Annotated in this window: 21 protein-coding genes and 1 pseudogene; 7 read left to right on the forward strand and 15 right to left on the reverse strand. The window is 45.7% G+C overall.

From position 1 onward, the window contains the following. Positions 1-92: 92 nt before the first annotated feature. Both H740_RS00740 and H740_RS00745 read left to right on the forward strand, forming a co-directional pair. On the forward strand, positions 93-746 hold the full coding sequence (locus H740_RS00740; RefSeq protein WP_002950345.1) for an AAA family ATPase: 654 nt from the start codon (positions 93-95) through the stop codon (positions 744-746). A 153-nt stretch (positions 747-899) separates the two neighbouring features. Beyond that, complete coding sequence (locus H740_RS00745) at positions 900-1,466, forward strand: hypothetical protein (RefSeq protein WP_002950346.1); 567 nt, start codon at positions 900-902, stop codon at positions 1,464-1,466. Between the two features lie 133 nt (positions 1,467-1,599). Here the strand turns inward: H740_RS00745 and H740_RS00750 are convergent, their stop codons facing one another. From H740_RS00750 to H740_RS00785, 8 genes are all read right to left on the reverse strand, one after another. Then, entirely contained in the window at positions 1,600-2,418 is an 819-nt protein-coding gene (locus H740_RS00750) for a replication initiation protein (RefSeq protein WP_002950347.1), read from the reverse strand. Between the two features lie 31 nt (positions 2,419-2,449). Beyond that, the gene (locus H740_RS00755) at positions 2,450-2,728 is read right to left on the reverse strand and encodes a hypothetical protein (protein WP_002950348.1); all 279 of its coding nucleotides are present in this window, start codon (positions 2,726-2,728) and stop codon (positions 2,450-2,452) included. Beyond that, complete coding sequence (locus H740_RS00760; protein ID WP_002947648.1) at positions 2,725-3,486, reverse strand: hypothetical protein; 762 nt, start codon at positions 3,484-3,486, stop codon at positions 2,725-2,727. The genes H740_RS00755 and H740_RS00760 overlap by 4 nt, the downstream gene beginning before the upstream one ends. Positions 3,487-3,621: 135 nt before the next feature. Continuing rightward, complete coding sequence (gene nosZ, locus H740_RS00765; protein ID WP_002950349.1) at positions 3,622-6,216, reverse strand: Sec-dependent nitrous-oxide reductase; 2,595 nt, start codon at positions 6,214-6,216, stop codon at positions 3,622-3,624. 15 nt (positions 6,217-6,231) lie between these two features. Then, positions 6,232-7,296 carry a hypothetical protein gene (locus H740_RS00770; protein ID WP_002950350.1) on the reverse strand — a complete coding sequence of 355 codons (1,065 nt, stop codon included), beginning with the start codon at positions 7,294-7,296 and terminating at the stop codon, positions 6,232-6,234. Positions 7,297-7,452: 156 nt separating this feature from the next. Beyond that, positions 7,453-8,031, reverse strand: a complete 579-nt coding sequence (locus H740_RS00775; protein WP_002950352.1) for an SCO family protein — start codon at positions 8,029-8,031, stop codon at positions 7,453-7,455. A 28-nt stretch (positions 8,032-8,059) separates the two neighbouring features. After that, positions 8,060-8,521, reverse strand: a complete 462-nt coding sequence (locus H740_RS00780) for a hypothetical protein (protein ID WP_002950356.1) — start codon at positions 8,519-8,521, stop codon at positions 8,060-8,062. A 9-nt stretch (positions 8,522-8,530) separates the two neighbouring features. Further along, the gene (locus tag H740_RS00785; protein ID WP_002950357.1) at positions 8,531-8,977 is read right to left on the reverse strand and encodes a copper chaperone PCu(A)C; all 447 of its coding nucleotides are present in this window, start codon (positions 8,975-8,977) and stop codon (positions 8,531-8,533) included. Between the two features lie 139 nt (positions 8,978-9,116). Here H740_RS00785 and pgp2 point away from each other — a divergent pair, with 139 nt between their 5' ends. Genes pgp2 through H740_RS00800 form a run of 3 tightly spaced genes read left to right on the forward strand, consistent with a single transcriptional unit; the run spans position 9,117 to position 11,295 of the window. Then, positions 9,117-10,055: a cell shape-determining L,D-carboxypeptidase Pgp2 gene (gene pgp2, locus H740_RS00790; protein WP_002950358.1), complete on the forward strand. Its 939-nt coding sequence runs from the start codon at positions 9,117-9,119 to the stop codon at positions 10,053-10,055. After that, on the forward strand, positions 10,056-10,298 hold the full coding sequence (cmeU, locus tag H740_RS00795; RefSeq protein WP_002950360.1) for a CmeU family protein: 243 nt from the start codon (positions 10,056-10,058) through the stop codon (positions 10,296-10,298). It begins immediately after the preceding gene. Continuing rightward, positions 10,291-11,295, forward strand: coding sequence for an alanine racemase (locus H740_RS00800; protein WP_002950362.1), 1,005 nt, complete (start codon positions 10,291-10,293; stop codon positions 11,293-11,295). Before cmeU ends, H740_RS00800 begins: the two co-directional genes overlap by 8 nt. A 507-nt stretch (positions 11,296-11,802) precedes the next feature. Here H740_RS00800 and H740_RS00805 read toward each other — a convergent pair. The 7 genes from H740_RS00805 to ribA form a co-directional block, all read right to left on the reverse strand. Further along, positions 11,803-12,639: a TIGR01777 family oxidoreductase gene (locus tag H740_RS00805; RefSeq protein ID WP_002950365.1), complete on the reverse strand. Its 837-nt coding sequence runs from the start codon at positions 12,637-12,639 to the stop codon at positions 11,803-11,805. A 146-nt stretch (positions 12,640-12,785) separates the two neighbouring features. Continuing rightward, positions 12,786-13,661 carry a zinc metalloprotease HtpX gene (htpX, locus tag H740_RS00810; RefSeq protein WP_002950367.1) on the reverse strand — a complete coding sequence of 292 codons (876 nt, stop codon included), beginning with the start codon at positions 13,659-13,661 and terminating at the stop codon, positions 12,786-12,788. Between the two features lie 23 nt (positions 13,662-13,684). Beyond that, positions 13,685-14,020, reverse strand: a complete 336-nt coding sequence (locus H740_RS00815) for a hypothetical protein (RefSeq protein ID WP_002950369.1) — start codon at positions 14,018-14,020, stop codon at positions 13,685-13,687. Beyond that, positions 14,017-14,394 (reverse strand): hypothetical protein, encoded by a 378-nt coding sequence (locus H740_RS00820; RefSeq protein WP_002950371.1) that lies wholly within the window; start codon positions 14,392-14,394, stop codon positions 14,017-14,019. The genes H740_RS00815 and H740_RS00820 overlap by 4 nt, the downstream gene beginning before the upstream one ends. Next, entirely contained in the window at positions 14,391-14,603 is a 213-nt protein-coding gene (locus tag H740_RS00825) for a PP0621 family protein (RefSeq protein WP_002950373.1), read from the reverse strand. The genes H740_RS00820 and H740_RS00825 overlap by 4 nt, the downstream gene beginning before the upstream one ends. Next, the gene (gene rsmG / locus H740_RS00830; protein WP_002950374.1) at positions 14,593-15,150 is read right to left on the reverse strand and encodes a 16S rRNA (guanine(527)-N(7))-methyltransferase RsmG; all 558 of its coding nucleotides are present in this window, start codon (positions 15,148-15,150) and stop codon (positions 14,593-14,595) included. Before rsmG ends, H740_RS00825 begins: the two co-directional genes overlap by 11 nt. After that, complete coding sequence (gene ribA, locus H740_RS00835; protein ID WP_002947626.1) at positions 15,140-15,712, reverse strand: GTP cyclohydrolase II; 573 nt, start codon at positions 15,710-15,712, stop codon at positions 15,140-15,142. The genes rsmG and ribA overlap by 11 nt, the downstream gene beginning before the upstream one ends. 61 nt (positions 15,713-15,773) lie before the next feature. Here ribA and hemB point away from each other — a divergent pair, with 61 nt between their 5' ends. Together hemB and H740_RS00845 are read left to right on the forward strand one after the other, a co-directional pair. Further along, positions 15,774-16,745 carry a porphobilinogen synthase gene (gene hemB, locus H740_RS00840; protein ID WP_002950375.1) on the forward strand — a complete coding sequence of 324 codons (972 nt, stop codon included), beginning with the start codon at positions 15,774-15,776 and terminating at the stop codon, positions 16,743-16,745. A gap of 163 nt (positions 16,746-16,908) precedes the next feature. Beyond that, positions 16,909-17,166 (forward strand): annotated as a pseudogene (locus H740_RS00845) (ornithine carbamoyltransferase); the annotation flags it as partial.

Genomic DNA, 17,166 nt, shown 5'->3' on the forward strand with positions numbered 1-17,166 from the left:
CAAGATATTATTTTAATAATATATATTTTATTATTTATTAAGTTTAAGACGATATAATCATTTTAAATTTTTACGCAAACAAAGGAGAGATGATGATAGTATCGATCTGCAACGAAAAAGGCGGTAGCGGAAAAAGTACGCTTGCCACGAACATAGCCATAAATCAAGGCATGGTAAAAGGCGAGTCGCTTTTGCTGCTGGATACCGACCCGCAAAAGTCGATCGCCACGTTTTTAAATATACGAAACGAAGAGGGGCATCCAAAGGCATTTGATTTTGCTTACAAATACGGCGAAAATTTAAAGGAATTTCTGCAAAACGTGGATCGCGGCAAAGACATAGTCGTAGACACGGGCGGCCGAGATAGCAGAGAGATGCGAATAGCCATCGCTCTAAGCGACATCGTGATAATCCCGACCATTCCAAGCCAGTTTGACGTAAGCGTCCTAGACAAAATGGTCAATATCGTAAAAATGGCCAAAGAGCAAAACGAAAAGCTGCAAGCCTATATTGTAATAAACCGAGCCTCGACCAACCCGTTTTTATACAAGAAAATAGACAGCCTGAAAGCATTTATCGAGGAGCTTCAAGAGGATTACATAAGGCTAGCGGGCACGATCATATTTGAGCGCGAGCGCTACAAAATAGCCACACAACTAGGCTACGGCGTAGTCGAGATGAATGACGGCAACAAGGCGGAGCAAGAAATCAAAAACTTATGCGAAGAGATATTTTTAAAAGGGTAAAAATAAGCATTTTATCGTTTTTTTAGTATAAATTTAGGAAATTTATTATTTTTAGTTTTGCGAAAAATTAAAAATAATGCTATCTTAATTTTTAATATTTTATTTTTTATTAAGATTAAGAGATTAGAATTTTAAAAAATAAAAGGGAAGAAAATGGACTTTAAAAGAGCAAGCAACTCTACGGACAAGCTAGAGGAATTTATAGCTGGGGCGGACACACAAAAAGAAGCGCCGGCAAAAAAGAGCAAAGTGGCGATAGGGACGAAATTCTCAAAGGAACTGGCCGTAAAAATACGAAAAAAATATCCGACGTATACGCTGGCCAAATTTATAGAGCTTGCCCTAACGACGCCGATACCGCATATAAAAGACGATGTGCTGATAACAATTTATGATCAGGCCAAATGGTTCAACACCAGCATGAGCGAGTTTGTGCGGTTTAAAATGGGGCTTATCGAGGCGCCGCAGCCAAACGATCCAAAGGACGTGCAGCATATAAAAAATTATATCGTATTCGTAAGTGATTCCAAGAAAGAGAAAATAAGGCAGATCGCAGAGAGTCTAGAAGTAAGCATCCTGACGTATTCAGACGTTAAAATTTTAGCCACATACGAGCTAAAGGATATTTTTACCTTTGACGAACTGATGCAGTTTAAAGCCGAAGCGAACAACTACGACCTAGATACGGACGAATACATCGCTATGAGAATAAGAGGATAGCGCAGAACCCGACAATTTATTTGTACCGGGAATGCATTGTTTTAAAATAATTTTAAGTCCCTAGAAGCCCTGTAAGTGACGATGAGGATCAAAGCAATAGGGTTATGCGCCTAAAGCGACAAGAGGCGCAGTTTTAAGCCCCTATTCTTTCTGATTTTTCATTCAAAATAAATTTGAACGAGTAGCCGACCACCGCTTTTTTATTGCCGTCAGCTATTCTTTTCTCAAAAAGAAGTTTTTTGAAATAGCTTTCATTTAATTCGTTTATAGACGGATTAATTACAAAGCGATCCAAATCGGAAGCGTTATATTTAGCCGGTGCACTCATAAATCTTTCAAAGTCGTCTCTATTAAAATTTACACACTTAAAGCCGTCTTTATCGGCTTTTACGTTTTCGTATTGATGCAGGAGTCGATATAAAGTCTTGGCAAATTTGCCCTTAATCGCAACAAAGTCGTTTAAATCTATTTTCATAAATTTAAGGGTACTGAATAAAATCTCAAGAGCAACCGGGTTTAATCTAAAACTTAATGATTGCTTATTTCTAAAAATCCGAATATCCGTAAAAAATACGCCTACGGTAGTTATTTCATCATCTTCGGTAATTTCGACACTCCTATAGATGGCAGCGCCGTCTTGCCCTAGAACTTTGGCTCTAAAATTCTTTACTTCATCGTTAAATCTGGTTTTATTCAGGCCGGACGGCATAAATCTACAAATTTCAGAGTAAGGCATTTCAATAAATTTGGCATTTTCAACATAGCCCATCTGCTTTGCATACCAGCAGATAGTAAAGAAAATATCATAATCCCTAGCCGTGAAATTAACCGGGAATAACACAGAGTTCATTTTGTTTCGAAAGACAAGCGTGCCGCTCTTTTCGGCTTTAACAACTCTACTGGCTTTTAACACGAAATCACCTTCCTCAAAATAGAAAGAAATTTCACTCATGTCTATACCTCGCAGTTTAAAGATTTAACTGCTATAATAGAGTAAATTTAATGTGTTGCGACTTAAAATTTATAAGCTTGACATTTTTTGCCGTTACTTTTATCACGCTTGATTTGCGGTCGCCTCGTATCACGGCGCCATCGCTTTTGCCTATTATCGTTAGCGGCTTATCTACGATTATATTTCCCTCGTAAAGTCCGTCGTTTAGGCGCAAGATGTCGCCTGGGTCGGCGGCGTTTATAGCGTCTTGCAGCGGACCAGCGAAGGCCGTCAAATTTAGCGCGCAAAAGAGCAAAAGCTTAAATTTCATTTCGCGTCTTTGAGCTCTTTTTTCTTTGAAAATACGGCTAGGATACAAAGCGCGCTCATAGCCATCATCACCCAAAATCCTATGCTAGGATACGAGTGCGTGGTAAACTGCGCGACCTTGCCGTCGCCAAGCACGGTAGGCATAAACGGTTTTATCTTAAACGCGCCCCACTCTTGCATATTGTGTCCGTACCAGTATAGCCAGCCCGCAAATGCGCCCATAAAAAGCAGCGGAGCGATGGTCGGAAGCACCATGAGCAGGGAGTTAAATTTGCCGTCGTAGTATAAAAAGGCTAGCATGCAAAGCGTGGAAATGAGCAGATAATAAGGCGCAATCGCACGCTCGACGTTGCCGCCGTGCTCCATCGGATACATGCCGATGTAGTGGTTTATGGTGTTCATCTCGTGCACGTCACCGCTGTATCCGTCAACGTGAAAATAAACCGGAATACCGTCTGGAAAGGCGTCTTTTGGGTAGTTTGGCGCTTCAAGCGCGACGTACCAGATAGGAAAAGAGGGCGTGCCGATCTCGGCTTTTTGCTCGATCGCTTTTTGTAGGCTGGCTTTTACGTCGTCTGGCATCAAGTGATTTTTATACTGAAACGAGGTGTAAAGGTCGTAAATTTTATACGAATACCCGGCGAGCGGCTCGCCCGCGGCAATCTTGGCTTTGGCTCCAAAAAAGCCCAGCACCGGAATCGTAAAACAAACGGTCATCAAGACTAACGCGATAATAGTGTAAATTTGATACTTCTTCATCGTTTCTCCTTTATTAAATTTAAAAAATTTTTCGCAAAACACTTTTTAAATTTAACGTAGGAGGCTCGGGTTACGCGCGCCGAGCCTCAAATTTAGCGGACTGATTCGGACCGCTAAGCCCGAATCAAATTTTGATTACATTCCTGCGTTTTCGTCGATCCATTTTAGGTATTCGATGATATCTTTGATCTCTTGATCGCTCATGTGCTGATTAGGCATTCTTAGGTTAAAGTAATCGATCATAGACTTGATATACTCGTCGCCGTAAAATTTAGCTGGATCTTTGATAAAGTCAAACACCCATTTCTCGCCGTTTTCGTGACGCAAAAGAACGCCGGTTAGATCTGGACCCGAGCTAACCTGACCGATGACGTGGCAGCCGTTACAACCGCCTTTTAGATAGGCTTCCTCGCCTTTGGCGGCAGCCGGGCTCATAGGCGTGGCGATCTCTTTAGCTAGGTTGTTTTTAGCTCTTAGGCCGACGTCTGCGGTTTTAACCATATACTGCCATACTTGGTACTCCCATAGTATCGCGCCGTTTACGTCTCCTTTTTTATAGGCTTCGTCGGCTTTTGCTTTTGCTTCAGGGATTTTGCCGTATTGATCTAGCGCGTCCGTAACTAGCTCTTTTACCTTAGGATATTTTTCGTAATGCTTCTCTTTTAGATACGTAACGACGCTTTGGATAACCTCGTCGGTAGCTTTGTTCGTAGCGATTACTTTATCGTATTCGGCTTTTAGAGCTTCCGGGCTTAGGGTTTTTAGCTTGCTTGCTTTGGCGGATTCGTATTTTTTGTTCGGATCTTTAACTAGCAAGTAACCCATCATCTCAAGGTGCAGCGCAGAGCAAAACTCTGTGCAGTAGTAAGGGAATACGCCCTCTTCGTCCGCTACGAAATTTACGGTTGCGGTTTTACCCGGCTCTAAAGAGGCGTGGATGTTGTAAAGATCCACGGTAAAGCCGTGCGTCTCGTCCTGGGCGCGCTCTAGGTTCGTTAGGTGGATGGTTACGTTGTCGCCTTTATTTACCTCGATGTGTTCAGGATTGATGTGACTTCTGATCATCGTAGCGTAAACGGTTACGTTTTTGCCGTTACGCTCGACTCTCTCCTGTCCGGCAAGAGTTACGAACGGACTTTCTTTGCCCGTGCGAGAGTTTGTTCCCATCGTATAGGTAGTGGCCGGTTTTAGCTTGCTAGCCGCGATAGAAACTACGTCGTGAGGCTCGCCAAGAGGTATCGGCATATCGTATAAAAGCTCCATCTTAGCGCCCGTGATGTCGATAAGCTGGTGATTTTGCGGGTGAAGAGGGCCTACTGGGTTAAAGCGATCGATCGAAAGTTTATCAAGAGCGATAGCGTATTTGCCTTTAGGTTTTGACGATTTTCCCTCCATAGTATCAAGGTGTCCGATGTTGTAGTGGACGTTGATCCTATCTAGGACTTTTAGATTTTTATAGTCCCATTTTACGATCTGGCTATCGACGTAAAGAGAGGTATAGATGATACCGTCTTTTTCGTCAAAAGAGTTGTGCAGAGGTCCAAGGCCAAGTTCTACTTGTCCTTGCAAGCTCTTTGCCATATCAAGCACCGGGATACCGTACGGATCGGTGCTGGCAAACTCTTTTTTATCGATCAAATTTTTGATCTTTTTAAAATCATAAACCGTCGCGTGAGTATCTAGCTTGCCGCCGATTACGATATAGCGGCCGTCAGGAGTGACGTCTACGCCGTGCGGGCTCTTTGGCTCCGGGATCAAAAATAGCGCGCCGGCTTTAACCGCGGCGTCTATGGTAACTACTCTATGGCCGTTTATCTCCATGTAGTTTTTCTTATCCTGAGCTAGTTTTTCTAAAATTTGCCAGTTATAAACGTGTAAATAGTCCGTATCGTTTCTGCTAGCGCCCGCTTCAAAAGGAGGCAAGCCCTTTTCGATACCGCCCGTATACATCTCGGAGTTTATCGAGTTTGTAAACGCCCAGCCGAAGCTCTCACCTTTACCGGCATCGCTTAGATCCTGCCAATACGGAGGAAGCTCGAGCGAGAAGGATGCTTTCTCGTCTATCTTGCCTTTTGGATAGTCGAATTTCCAAAACGTTACCGCGCCGCGGTATGCGCTTTCGTACTCGTCTATCGAGTGGTAGCCGTTATCTAGCGGAGCCGCGTACTGTGCCGCTTCGATAACGTATTCGCTATTTGGAGTGATGAAGCTGCCGCCGTGTTCGCTTTTTACGATTGGATTAACGACGATTTGAGTAGTTTCGAAATCGTGCAAATTTATAACCGCGATGCGAGGGTTGGCTTTGTCGTTGATGAAAAGATAATCGCCGACGTATTCGCCGTTTTTCTCGGTTAAAGCAGGGTGGTGAGTGTCGCCCCACGTGATTTGTTTGCCTCTGATGGCGCCGCTTTTTAGGATGGCTTTAGACTCCTCGTCGTAGCCGTATCCCTGCCAAGGCTCGGGCGTAAAGACGCCGATATACTTGTAAATCCTCATTGAAGGCACGCCGTAAACCATTACCTGTCCGCTTTGGCCTCCTGATGAGAAGACGATATAGTCGTCCTTCTTGCCGCTTGGCTGATACGTTTTAGCAGCCGCCAGGACGTCTTTTTCCGTTAGACCGCGCGCTTTCATGATAGCTTGTAAATCGCTATCCGTCGCACACGCACTGCTAACGGAAAACGCGAGGCCCGCAGCCGCAACGATACCGCAACTAAGTAGTTTGTTCATTGAAAATCTCCTTTCCTAAGATTTTTTCTTGTAAATTTGGATCTCGCCGTTTATGCTAACGGCTATGACGCTATCTTCGTCGTTAAAAATTTTTATCACGGCGTCAGAGTTTTTGCCTATTTTTTCTATCTGTTTAAACTCGGCGTCGCTTCGTAAAATTTCGCCGTTTCCAAGTCCGATATAAACTTTATCTTGCACGACCAGTAGGCTTTTAACGCGCGAATTTGAGATTTTGTAAATTTGAATTTCTGCGTCCTTCAAATTTGCGTTTGTTTCGTTGTTAGTCAAATTTAAATCCGCTTTGTTTTGCGCGTTTTTGACGGCGGTTAAATTTGAGCTAGAGTTGTCTTTGCCGTTTGTTTGCGCCAAATTTGCTTCGGTATCTAAATTTGTCGTACCCGTTTGCTTGCTCGTTAAATTTGCTTCCGTGTCAAATTTGAGGCTCGCTATCTCGCCGCTAGCAAGCCCGAAAATCACGCCTGAATTTATCTCCGCCGCGCTCAGAGCTACGGATTTTAATCTGCCTAGATTTTTTGCCTTCATGGTGCTTAAATTTACGGCAAAAACCGATCTATCCCAGCTAGTTATCAGCGCGGCGCCGTTTAAAATTTGACAGGTCGCGATACGGTAAGCGCCGTTAAGACTCGCGCATGTCAGCTTTTTTGACGCAACGTCGTATGCGACAAAGGCGTCTTTGCCGACGACCGCGTAAATTTTGCCGTTTGCGACGTGAAGGTGCGTTACCTGCGCATCAAGGCTTAAATTTGAAAGATTTAGTATACCGACAAAAGAGCTAAAATCCTCGCTAAATTTAGCTATTTCTCCGCCTGAAAATCCTGCGTATAAATTTGCGCCATCAAAGGCTAGCGAGGTTATCTCGTCTGTTTTAAAGTCAAATTTGTTAATGGGTTTTAAGTCTTTTTGATTAAGTATTTTTAGCGAGTTTTTAGCATCGTAGACGGCTAGGGTTTTGTTCTGCTCGCTATGGGCGCAGCTTTTTACGTCGATGCTAGCCGTAGCGCTAACATCGCTTGCGAAGGAGAAAACAAATAGAGCGCATACGAGCGCTATAATTTTCATAAAAGTCTTTCAAATTTAAATTTTCTACTAATGAAACTATACAACCGGAAGGCTTAAAGTATATTGATTTAAATCAAAATCGTTAATAATTGAGTATAAAAAAATATCTCTGTGTTATAACGTAACACTCATAACAACTAAATAATAAAGCTGTTATTATTTCAGATTTTCCAGCGTTTTCTTGATGTTTTGCGCCGTTAGATTGGATATCTCGGCGACGAATTTACCGTTTTTGTCTAGTACGTAGAGCGAGGAGCTGTGTGCGACGGAGTACTCCATGGCAGACTTTTCCAGTAGGACTTTTTGGTATTTTACGCCGTAGTTTTTAGCGACCCCCGGTAGGTCGTTTACTACGACGCCGTATGAGTCCGGATAAAAGTATTTTGCGTATTCGTCCACGTTTTTTGGCTCGTCGCGCTCCGGGTCGAGAGTAACGAAAATCACGACGATATCGTCTCTTTTAAGCTCGTTTAAGACGCCTGAAAGGATACCTAAAGTTGCGGGGCAGACGTCCGGACACGAGGTGTAGCCAAAGTATATGATCTTATTTTTACCCTCAAAGCTCTTTAGACTCACCGCGCCGTTTGCGCCCTTACCGGTAAAATCGTAATTTTTTAGACCCTCGGCAACATTTGCGCTCTGACCGTTAGGGGCGTATTTGTTTGAATAAAATGCGAGATAGCCTGCGCCAAGAACCATTAAAATCAGTATAAGTACGATAATAAGCTTTTTCATCATCCGCCCTTTTAAGTAAAATTTGCGTCTATTGATGCAAGTCGAAGTCTATATAAAGTCCACTTCTTTTGCCGTTTTCCAGAACCTCGAAACGGTACCTCATGATGTTTATCAGACACGCGCTTAGCACGACATTTGATACGTAGGCGTTGTCGCGTTTTTCGACTTCAGCCTTGATTACGCCCATATCCATGTTTACGCCGTGGATCTCAAGGCTTGGGTTTTTAAACCCTTCTAGCCCCTCGATACGCACGATCGTGGGCTGCATCGTGTAAACGGGCTTTGGCGAGAGGCTAAATTTAACCGTCTTGCCGCGAAACTCTACGCCGCAGGAGTGCTCGGCGTTCATATCGCAAGGGAGCGGGGTTAAATTTGCCCCCACGTCCTCTGCGCTCAAAAAGTCCTCTTGTGCTTGCGGTTTAAAAAACAGGTACGCCGAAGTACCCAAAACACCGACTAGAAGGACTAAAATTATAAGAATTTTTTTCATTATAAAATTTTAATGCGCATGTCCGGAAGTTTCTAAATTTTTAACCGGTATGTCGATCACTTCAACTATTCTGCCGTCGCTAAATTTAAGAGTTAAATTTACTTTATCGCCCGCTTTCATTGGCTTTTTTACGTCCATTAGCATTATATGAAGGCCGCCCGGTTTTAGGCTCACCGACCCCTCAGCCGGTACCTCTATGCTATCTATTTGTACCATTTTCATCATCCCGTCTTCATGCTTATGCGTGTGAAGTTCGGCGCTTTGAGAGGCATCTGTGCTTGCGCTTATTAGTCTTACGGCTTTTGGCATATTGTTTGTGATATCCATAAAGACTGCGCTGTTTTTGACGTTTGGCGGAGTGGCTTTGGCGTATGCGTTATCCGCACTGATAAGAACGTAATCAGCAAAGCAAAAAGATGCTGACAATGCAATGGCAAATGCAACTAATTTCTTCATTTTCTTTCCTTTTTTGAGAATTTATTTCACTTTTTGGTGTGACTTATCATATCCCTTTGTAGCTTAAAATTTTATTTTTTTAAAATTTAAGCCAATTAATAATATAATCCAAGCTCATTTTGAAACACGGATTGAAATTTTGTTTAAAAAGTTGATTATATTTTTCATTTTTTCTATTATATACTCTCAAATTTTACTCGCCGAGGCTTTAGCGGATGCAAATTTGACGGGCGCTAAATACTGGCTAAAAAAGCTAGGCGCAGCCGATGTCAGGTACGGCTACTACGAGGCTAAAACCAAAATCATCGTCATAAATAAAGCGCAAAAAACCCTGCAAAGCTTCGAGTACTCAGGCGGCGCGCTGGAGCAAATCTTTTCTCAAAGCGTGATAACGGGCAAAAGTGGGGATAAATTTAAAGAAGGCGACCTAAAAACTCCGGTCGGTGTTTACGACGTCACGGATAAATTTACGCCGCCCGATCCCTTTTACGGACCGCTTGCGATGTCGCTATCGTACCCGAACGCCCACGATAAGGCCGCACAAAAAACGGGCGGAGGCATCTGGATACACGGTCTGCCAATGAAAGGCAAACGCGAGGATGAAGTAAAAACGCGCGGCTGCGTAGCGTTTAACAACGATGCGCTGGTGAAATTCGGCAAACTGATCGGCAGCGATGGTGTCGTGATAATCAGCGAAAGCCAAAAGGTGGACGCTAGCAAAGATGACGTAGCGCGCGTGCTGGCGCATCTGCACGAGTGGCTGCAGGCGTGGCGAGATAACGAGACTAAAATTTACCTCGGCTTTTATGCGGACGAATTTGTAAAGATAGAGGGCAAAAACGCGCTAACGAGGGCTAAATTTGCCGAAAATAAAAAGAGAATTTTCGCGCTAAACGAAAAAAAGAGCATAAAAGCTTCAAATTTTAGCGTGACACCGTACCCGAACGTCAAAGGACAAAATCTTTTTAGAGTGGTTTTTGACGAGGATTATACTGCGCCTAGTCACGAATTTAAGGGGCAAAAAGAGCTCTACGTGCGGCTAGATAAAGATAAATTTAAAATCTTAACGGAGAAGTAAATGCAAGAAAAAAAAGAAATAGTAAAAAATCAAATCGAGGAAATTTTAAAGGCTAGGAGCGAGTTTTTCGCCGAGCTAGACCACCAGGTGCCAAAGGTTGCGGGCACGGACGTGTTTGATTTCGCGGCGGTTAAAGAGGCCGATCTAAAGGCGCTTTACGCTAAATTTTATTCTTACGATTATAGTATTAGGAAGCTACTTCCTAACGTTTACGAGGCGTTTGGCGTAAATTTCAATGTCTGAACTCGTTTTAAACAGATCCGCCTACATCCATAATCTAACCAAAATTTGCGCCAAAGCCGGCGGCAAAGATCGCGTGATTTTGGTGCTAAAAGACAATGCCTACGGGCACGGAGCGGTGCTCGTGGGGCGCGAGGCGGCGAGCTACGGCATCAAATTTTGCGCGGTTAAAAACGAAGCCGAGGCGCGCGAGCTAGAGCCCTTTTTCGAGCATATCCTCATCCTTTCGCACATCCCTACGGGCGGCGAGAGCGAGCGATTTATCTACGCTATAAACGACATTTCGCTGATTGCTAAATTTAAACAAGGCGCGCGCGTGCATATCGCCGTCGATACGCTCATGCATAGAAACGGCGTCGCGGTAGATGAGGTGCGGGCGGCGTGCGAGGCGGCCTTGGCACACGGACTGCAAATTTGCGGTGCATTTACGCATTTTAGAAGTGCTGAGGAGCTTAGTAGCGATTATTTCGTACAGAGGCAAAATTTTGCCACGGCAAAAGCTGCGGTGCGCGAAATTTGCGGTGGTTCAAATTTGACCTTTCACTCGCATAACTCAGCTGCAACCGAGCGTTTCGGCGAGCTAGCGGACGAGTGCGTGCGCGTGGGCATCGCCGCCTACGGATATGCGCAGTTTGACGAGAGTTTGGAGTTAAAGCGCGTGGCGTCGCTCTGGGCGCATAAAGTTAGCGGTAGAGTACTAAAAAAAGGGCAATGCGCTGGCTACGGCGCTAAATTTTGCGCGAGCGAGGATATGCAAATCGCCGTTTATGACCTGGGCTACGGCGACGGACTGCTACGCTATGCGGGCGAGGGCGAGCTGCGCACGGCCGGCGGACAGCGACTGCTTGGCAAAATGTCGATGGATAGCTTTTGCTGCGAAGACGCGGGTGATAAAATTTGCGTATTTGACGATGCGCGCGTTTGGGCGGATTTTTTCGGCACGATCAGTTATGATGTTTTAACTAAGCTTTCGCCTAGCATCTCGAGGCGGTTTGAGTAAAACTTCTCGCAGTCCGCTTGAGCGCGCAGATAGCAAACTCTGCGCGCAGAACTAGCGGCAAAAAGCTAGCTTTCCAAATTTATGAGCTTAGTCTGCTATCTTCAAAAACGTAAATTTGCCGCCTGATTCAAAGTTTGCGCCGAATTTTTGGCTAATATCGGCTCGCGGTTTTGTAAATTTAAGACATCGTTTGGCGGTCAAAAAATTTATCGCTTTTTTATTGGGCGGATCGTGCTAATTTTGCCTAAGCGTCAGGTTTGCTAAATTTTGCTTACCGATTTGCAGCCTGCCATATCAGTGGGCAAAGCATTTTATGTTTTAAGGCGCTACCGTATTTGCTTTATGCCTCTACGACGGCGTTTTTAATTTGGATTTGCGATAAAATCGGACGAGATTCTATGCGGCTAAATTTTCGTAGCGGCGTCAAATTTACGCTGTGTTTGCGCTAGCCGCATTTTGCAAAAACCGAAGCGGAGCATTTGGCTAAGCAGGCAAAATTATTTAAATTTACTTCAAAATATCCCGAAGCGCGGTTTTTAGATCGTCAAATTTAAAGCTAAATCCGCTCTCCATCAAGGCTTTAGGATAGACTTTCGCTCCTTCAAGCAGCACGACGGATCCCTCGCCAAACATCAAATTTAATGCAAATTTAGGCACTTTAAAAAACGTCGGTCGCCCTAAAACCTCGCCTAAAATTTGAGTAAACTTGACGTTGGTGCTAGGGTGTGGCGAAACGAGATTAAAGACGCCGCTTTGACGGTTTTGTAGAGTAAATTTAAACGCTTCCAGCAAATCAGCGATGTGAATCCAGCAAAACGCCTGCTCTCCGCTACCGAGCTTTCCGCCAAGACCGAGCCTAAATGCGGGCAGCATCTTAGCCAGTGCGCCACCTCGCCCCAGCACCACGCCTAGGCGAAATATCGCCGTTTGCGTCCGCGCTTTGGCGGCCTCGCTCTCCCACTCGCATGCTAGTTCGCCCAAAAATCCGCGGTCAAATTTGACCGAGCTCTCGTCGTGACTAAGGCCGTTTTCGTAGATACCCACAGCCGAAGCGCTGATGAAAAAGGGCGGATTTTCTAGCTCGTTTATAGCGCAAACCAGCGCGCGAGTCGTCTCTATCCTGCTTGCGCGAAGCTGCTTTTTATACGCCTCGCTCCACCTTGCGGCGATAGAAGCGCCTGCTAAATTTATAACCGCATCGCAGCCGCCGATGAGGTTTTTGAGCGCGTCTTTGTCTGCGTAGGCGGCTCGCGGTATGGCTACGACCTCGTGACCTTCGGCTCTAAAAAATCTGCAAAGCTCGCCGCCGATAAATCCGCTCGTGCCGTTTACGGCTATTTTCATATTTTGCCTTTTTGATAAATTTTTATTTTGACGCGTACGGCTAAATTTGACGCGACGCAGGGTTAAATTTAGCGTTAAATTTAACGCTCAAGCCATTTCGCTTAAATTTGACGGGCCAAACGAAAGCTTAAATTCGCCCGTCAAATTTACTTTCTAAAATACTCTTTCACGCCGTTTTCGCCATCTAGTTGCGAGCGTAAATTTTCTAGCGCGGCGATGCGGTCTTGGGTACTTGGATGCGTGCGAAATAGCGAGCCCAGCGCGCTTTTTACGCCACTAAAAGGGTTGATGATAAACATATGCGCGCTTTGTTCGTCGGCGTTTGCCATCACGCGTCCGCGCGCGTAGTCCTCGAGCTTTCGCAGCGCGCTGGCTAGGTGCTGGGGTTTGCCCGTTATCATCGCTGCGCCCCTGTCGGCCTCAAACTCCCGCGCCCGCGAGATCGCCATGCGTATGATGGTGGCTGCTAGCGGCATGATGACGGCTAGAGCGATTAGCATTAGAGGATTTTGCTTGCCCTGACGGTTTGCCGCGCCAAACTGCGCGAAATTCGCCAGTATCGCGATCGCTCCCGCAAACACCGCTGCTATCGAGCCCGTTAGGATGTCGTAGTGGCGCACGTGGCTTAGCTCGTGAGCTAGCACGCCCTCGATCTCGTCTTTGTTTAGTATATTTAGCAGTCCCTCGGTCACAGCCACTGCGGCGTGGCTCGGGTTGCGACCCGTGGCGAAGGCGTTTGGAACGGCTTCTGGGATGATGTAGATCTTTGGCATCGGCAAATTTGCCTTCGCGCAAAGCTCGCGCACGATCTGATAAAGCCCCGTCGCGTGCGCCTCGTCCACTGGTACGGCTCGGTAGTGCTTGAGCACGAGCGTGTCAGAGAAAAAGTATGAAAAGAAATTCATCCCAAGCGCAACTAAAAATGCGACCATCATACCGCTAGTGCCGCCTATCGCGCCGCCCACGGCTACGAAAAGCAGCATCAGCACCGTCATCAAAAATGCAGTTTTAAAAAGTTCCATTTGTTTCCTTTACTCGTAAAATTTTACAAAAATATCTCGCCGCCCTCTTTTATCTTTTCTATGAGGGCGAAAATATCTCGCTCCGCTATGCGCATCGGAGCCGAGCCCAGCGCGCCTAGATCGTTAAAATAAATAGCGCCGTCCGAGTTTAATTTTATAAAAAATCCCAGGTCGCCATCTTGACCTATCATATAAAAATTTGGCTCGTAAAGCGCTACTTCGTAGGTTTTGTTTCGCTCGGCTAGAGCTGCGCGCCCGTATAGATACGCACCCGCTCCCGCTTCGTTAAAAACGTCTACGCGCTCCTCGCCCTCGATATTTTCTAAAAATTTCAGATATAACGGCGGAAATTTTATCACCGTTTATCCTTGCCTATTACGGCGTTTTTAAATATCGCGGTGTCCGCGCCAGTCTCGCTAAGCACGGCTAGCTCGCTTTGGCTCTCTATGATAACGCAAATTTGAGCGTCAAATAGATAATCCTGCGCTAGCTTTGCCGCTTTGCCGGCAAGCTCGCGAGGCACGACGATAAATTTCGCTCCGGCTGCGTTTGCGACGATGATCTCGTCTAAGTTTTCCGTCTCGACGCCAAACTGGGCGCCGAGCTCCTGCGCGCGCTTTATCGCTGCTGCGTCAAATTTAAACAAATTTTGCTTGCCTGCTTCGATCTGCTGGGCATTTTCGCGCCAAAACAGCGGCTCGTACGGCACTAGCTCGTGGCCGATTAGTTTCATTTTTTATCCTTTATGCAGTCCTCGCAGACATAACCGCCGCCGCTTATTACGGCGTCTTTAGCCTCTATAAAGGTGCCGCATTTTTTACATTCGACGAAATTTTCGGCATCTTTGTCCTCTTTTTTTGCGCCGCCTTTTACGCGGGTTTTAAAAAATATCAAATAAATCGCGATTAAAACCGCTAAAAAAGCCAAAATTTTAAATAACATCGCCGCCCTTTATAAGTACGTATTTTCGGTTGCCGCGCCCGCAAATTTGAGCTTTGAGCCCGTCTAGTTCGCTTTGCACGCTGCTTCCTTTATAAAGTAAAATTTGAGTTTGCGCGTCAAAAAAACCGTCGCAAATCCCAAGCAAATCTCTCGTTTTCATCAGTGCGCGGCTCGTGATTAGCTGCGCCGCGAAGGGTTCTCCGTCCTCGATCTTACAAGATTTTACGCGGATGTTGGTTAAATTTAGCTCGGCCTTGACGTAGCTTAGAAACGCCGATTTTTTCGGGCTAGGCTCAAAGAGATGCCACTCGCACTCCCTTAAAATCATCGCGAGAAATATCGCGGGGAAACCCGCTCCGCTGCCCACATCGATCGCCGTTTTAGCGTCCAAAATTTGCGGGAAAATTTCAAGCGGAGCTATGCTATCGGCTATCTGCTCGTTTAAATTTTTGTAGCTAGTTAGGCTGTGCACGCGGTTAAATTTAGCCAAAATCTCGCTAAATTTTGCCGTTTGCGCGTCAAAATCCCTCGGCAGGTCAATTTTCATCTAGCATATGTCCCATCTGCTCTTTTTTTACGCGCAGGTAGTTTTCGTTAAATTTGTTCGCGTGTATCACGATCGGCACGCGAGAGACGATCTGCACGCATTTTAGCCCGGACAGTTTTTTTGGGTTATTGGTTAGTAAATTTATCTTTTCGATGCCAAAGTGCTTTAAGATAAAATCCACGATCTCGTACGTGCGCTCGTCGGCCTTAAAGCCTAGCTGGTGATTTGCCTCGATGGTGTCAAGGCCCTCATCTTGCAGGTGGTAGGCGTTTACTTTGTTTAGTAGGCCGATATTTCGCCCTTCTTGGCGCAGATAAATCACCATGCCGCCGTGCTCCTCGATGTATTTTAGGCTGGCTTCTAGCTGGTCGCGGCAGTCGCACTTTAGGCTACCGATCGCATCGCCCGTTAGGCACTCGGAGTGGATGCGGACGTTTACGACCTCGCCGAAAGGTTTTTTGTAAATCGCTAAATGTTCTTTCTCTCCCTCCTTAAATGCCTTTATCTCGAATATCCCGAAACGAGAGGGTAAATTTGCCGTATTTGAAAGCTCGATATTCATAAAATTTTAACTCCTATTATGTTACACTAGGCGTAAATTGTAGCGAAGTAAAAGGAAAATTATGTTTAAACGTTTTAGAAGACTCAGGATAAATCCAGCGATCAGGGAGATGGTACGCGAAACTAGCGTTTGCGCGAGCGATTTTATCTATCCGCTTTTTGTCGTCGAAGGCAAAGGCGTGAAAAAAGAGATAAGCTCAATGCCGGGCGTCTTTCAGATGAGTTTGGACGAAATTTTAAAAGAGTGCGAAATCGTGCGAAATTTAGGCATAAAAGCGGTGATATTGTTTGGAATCCCGAGCCTAAAAGATAGCGTAGGCAGCGACGCTCTGAGTGATGACGGCATCATAGCGACCGCGCTACGAGCGATAAAGGATAAATTTCCAGATCTGGTAGTGATAACCGATCTTTGCTTTTGCGAGTACACCGATCACGGCCACTGCGGTATCTTAGATCACGTCCACCAGACCGTCGACAACGACGCGACTCTGGAGATCTCGGCCAAGCAAGCGCTGATCCACGCCAAAAACGGAGCCGATATGATCGCTCCAAGCGGTATGATGGATGGCATCATCGCTACCTTGCGCGGAGCGCTGGATTTGAGCGGATATGAAAATTTGCCGATTATGGCGTATTCGACCAAATTTGCTTCGGCATATTACGGGCCGTTTCGCGACGTAGCCGAGAGTGCGCCGAGCTTTGGCGATAGAAAAAGCTACCAGATGGATCCCGCAAACCGATTAGAAGCCGTGAGCGAGAGCCTGGAGGACGAGGCGCAGGGGGCCGATATCTTGATGGTAAAACCGGCTCTGGCGTATCTAGACGTCATCCGCGATCTGCGCGAAGCGACGAGACTGCCGATCTGCGCGTATAACGTGAGCGGCGAATATGCCATGCTAAAAGCTGCGGCAAAAGCCGGCGTCATCGACTACGAGCGCGTGATGATGGAGACGCTAGTAGGATTTAAGAGGGCGGGGGCGGATTTGATAATCAGTTACCACGCCAAAGAAGCTGCCGCTTTACTAAGAAAATAGCGGCTTGTCTCGCGAGTATCTTTGCTTGATTTCGCAAATTTCGCCCTGCGATAGGCTGCGTGCCTTATCTTGGGACGAAATTTACTTCAAAACAAGCAAATCTATCTCGCGATACTTCGCCTTGAAAATTTGCAGTAAAATTTGGGAATTTAAAGGGAGCAAAATGCGGCACTTTTTAACGTTAAACGATTTTAGTAAAGATGAAATCATCGAAATTTTAAATTTGGGTTTGCAGATAAAAAAAGAGGCAAAGGCGCGAGATTTTAAGCCGTATCTCAAAGATCAAAAACTGGCGATGATATTTGAAAAAAGCTCGACCAGAACGCGCGTGAGCTTTGACGTAGGGATGAACGAGCTAGGCGGGCATGCGCTGTTTCTCAGCTCGAGCGACATCCAGATCGGGCGCGGCGAGCCGATAAAA

Origin of the sequence: Campylobacter showae CC57C (assembly GCF_000344295.2) — a bacterium.
In the GTDB taxonomy this organism is placed as follows: Bacteria; Campylobacterota; Campylobacteria; order Campylobacterales; family Campylobacteraceae; genus Campylobacter_A; species Campylobacter_A showae_B.

Excerpts from the sequence above, each read along its gene's own strand:
- H740_RS00740 (WP_002950345.1), top strand. The coding sequence starts at position 93 with ATGATAGTATCGATCTGCAACGAAAAAGGCGGTAGCGGAAAAAGTACG.
- H740_RS00745 (WP_002950346.1), top strand. The coding sequence starts at position 900 with ATGGACTTTAAAAGAGCAAGCAACTCTACGGACAAGCTAGAGGAATTT.
- H740_RS00750 (WP_002950347.1), bottom strand. The coding sequence starts at position 2,418 with ATGAGTGAAATTTCTTTCTATTTTGAGGAAGGTGATTTCGTGTTAAAA.
- H740_RS00755 (WP_002950348.1), bottom strand. The coding sequence starts at position 2,728 with ATGAAATTTAAGCTTTTGCTCTTTTGCGCGCTAAATTTGACGGCCTTC.
- H740_RS00760 (WP_002947648.1), bottom strand. The coding sequence starts at position 3,486 with ATGAAGAAGTATCAAATTTACACTATTATCGCGTTAGTCTTGATGACC.
- nosZ (WP_002950349.1), bottom strand. The coding sequence starts at position 6,216 with ATGAACAAACTACTTAGTTGCGGTATCGTTGCGGCTGCGGGCCTCGCG.
- H740_RS00770 (WP_002950350.1), bottom strand. The coding sequence starts at position 7,296 with ATGAAAATTATAGCGCTCGTATGCGCTCTATTTGTTTTCTCCTTCGCA.
- H740_RS00775 (WP_002950352.1), bottom strand. The coding sequence starts at position 8,031 with ATGAAAAAGCTTATTATCGTACTTATACTGATTTTAATGGTTCTTGGC.
- H740_RS00780 (WP_002950356.1), bottom strand. The coding sequence starts at position 8,521 with ATGAAAAAAATTCTTATAATTTTAGTCCTTCTAGTCGGTGTTTTGGGT.
- H740_RS00785 (WP_002950357.1), bottom strand. The coding sequence starts at position 8,977 with ATGAAGAAATTAGTTGCATTTGCCATTGCATTGTCAGCATCTTTTTGC.
- cmeU (WP_002950360.1), top strand. The coding sequence starts at position 10,056 with ATGCAAGAAAAAAAAGAAATAGTAAAAAATCAAATCGAGGAAATTTTA.
- H740_RS00800 (WP_002950362.1), top strand. The coding sequence starts at position 10,291 with ATGTCTGAACTCGTTTTAAACAGATCCGCCTACATCCATAATCTAACC.
- H740_RS00805 (WP_002950365.1), bottom strand. The coding sequence starts at position 12,639 with ATGAAAATAGCCGTAAACGGCACGAGCGGATTTATCGGCGGCGAGCTT.
- htpX (WP_002950367.1), bottom strand. The coding sequence starts at position 13,661 with ATGGAACTTTTTAAAACTGCATTTTTGATGACGGTGCTGATGCTGCTT.
- H740_RS00820 (WP_002950371.1), bottom strand. The coding sequence starts at position 14,394 with ATGAAACTAATCGGCCACGAGCTAGTGCCGTACGAGCCGCTGTTTTGG.
- H740_RS00825 (WP_002950373.1), bottom strand. The coding sequence starts at position 14,603 with ATGTTATTTAAAATTTTGGCTTTTTTAGCGGTTTTAATCGCGATTTAT.
- rsmG (WP_002950374.1), bottom strand. The coding sequence starts at position 15,150 with ATGAAAATTGACCTGCCGAGGGATTTTGACGCGCAAACGGCAAAATTT.
- ribA (WP_002947626.1), bottom strand. The coding sequence starts at position 15,712 with ATGAATATCGAGCTTTCAAATACGGCAAATTTACCCTCTCGTTTCGGG.
- hemB (WP_002950375.1), top strand. The coding sequence starts at position 15,774 with ATGTTTAAACGTTTTAGAAGACTCAGGATAAATCCAGCGATCAGGGAG.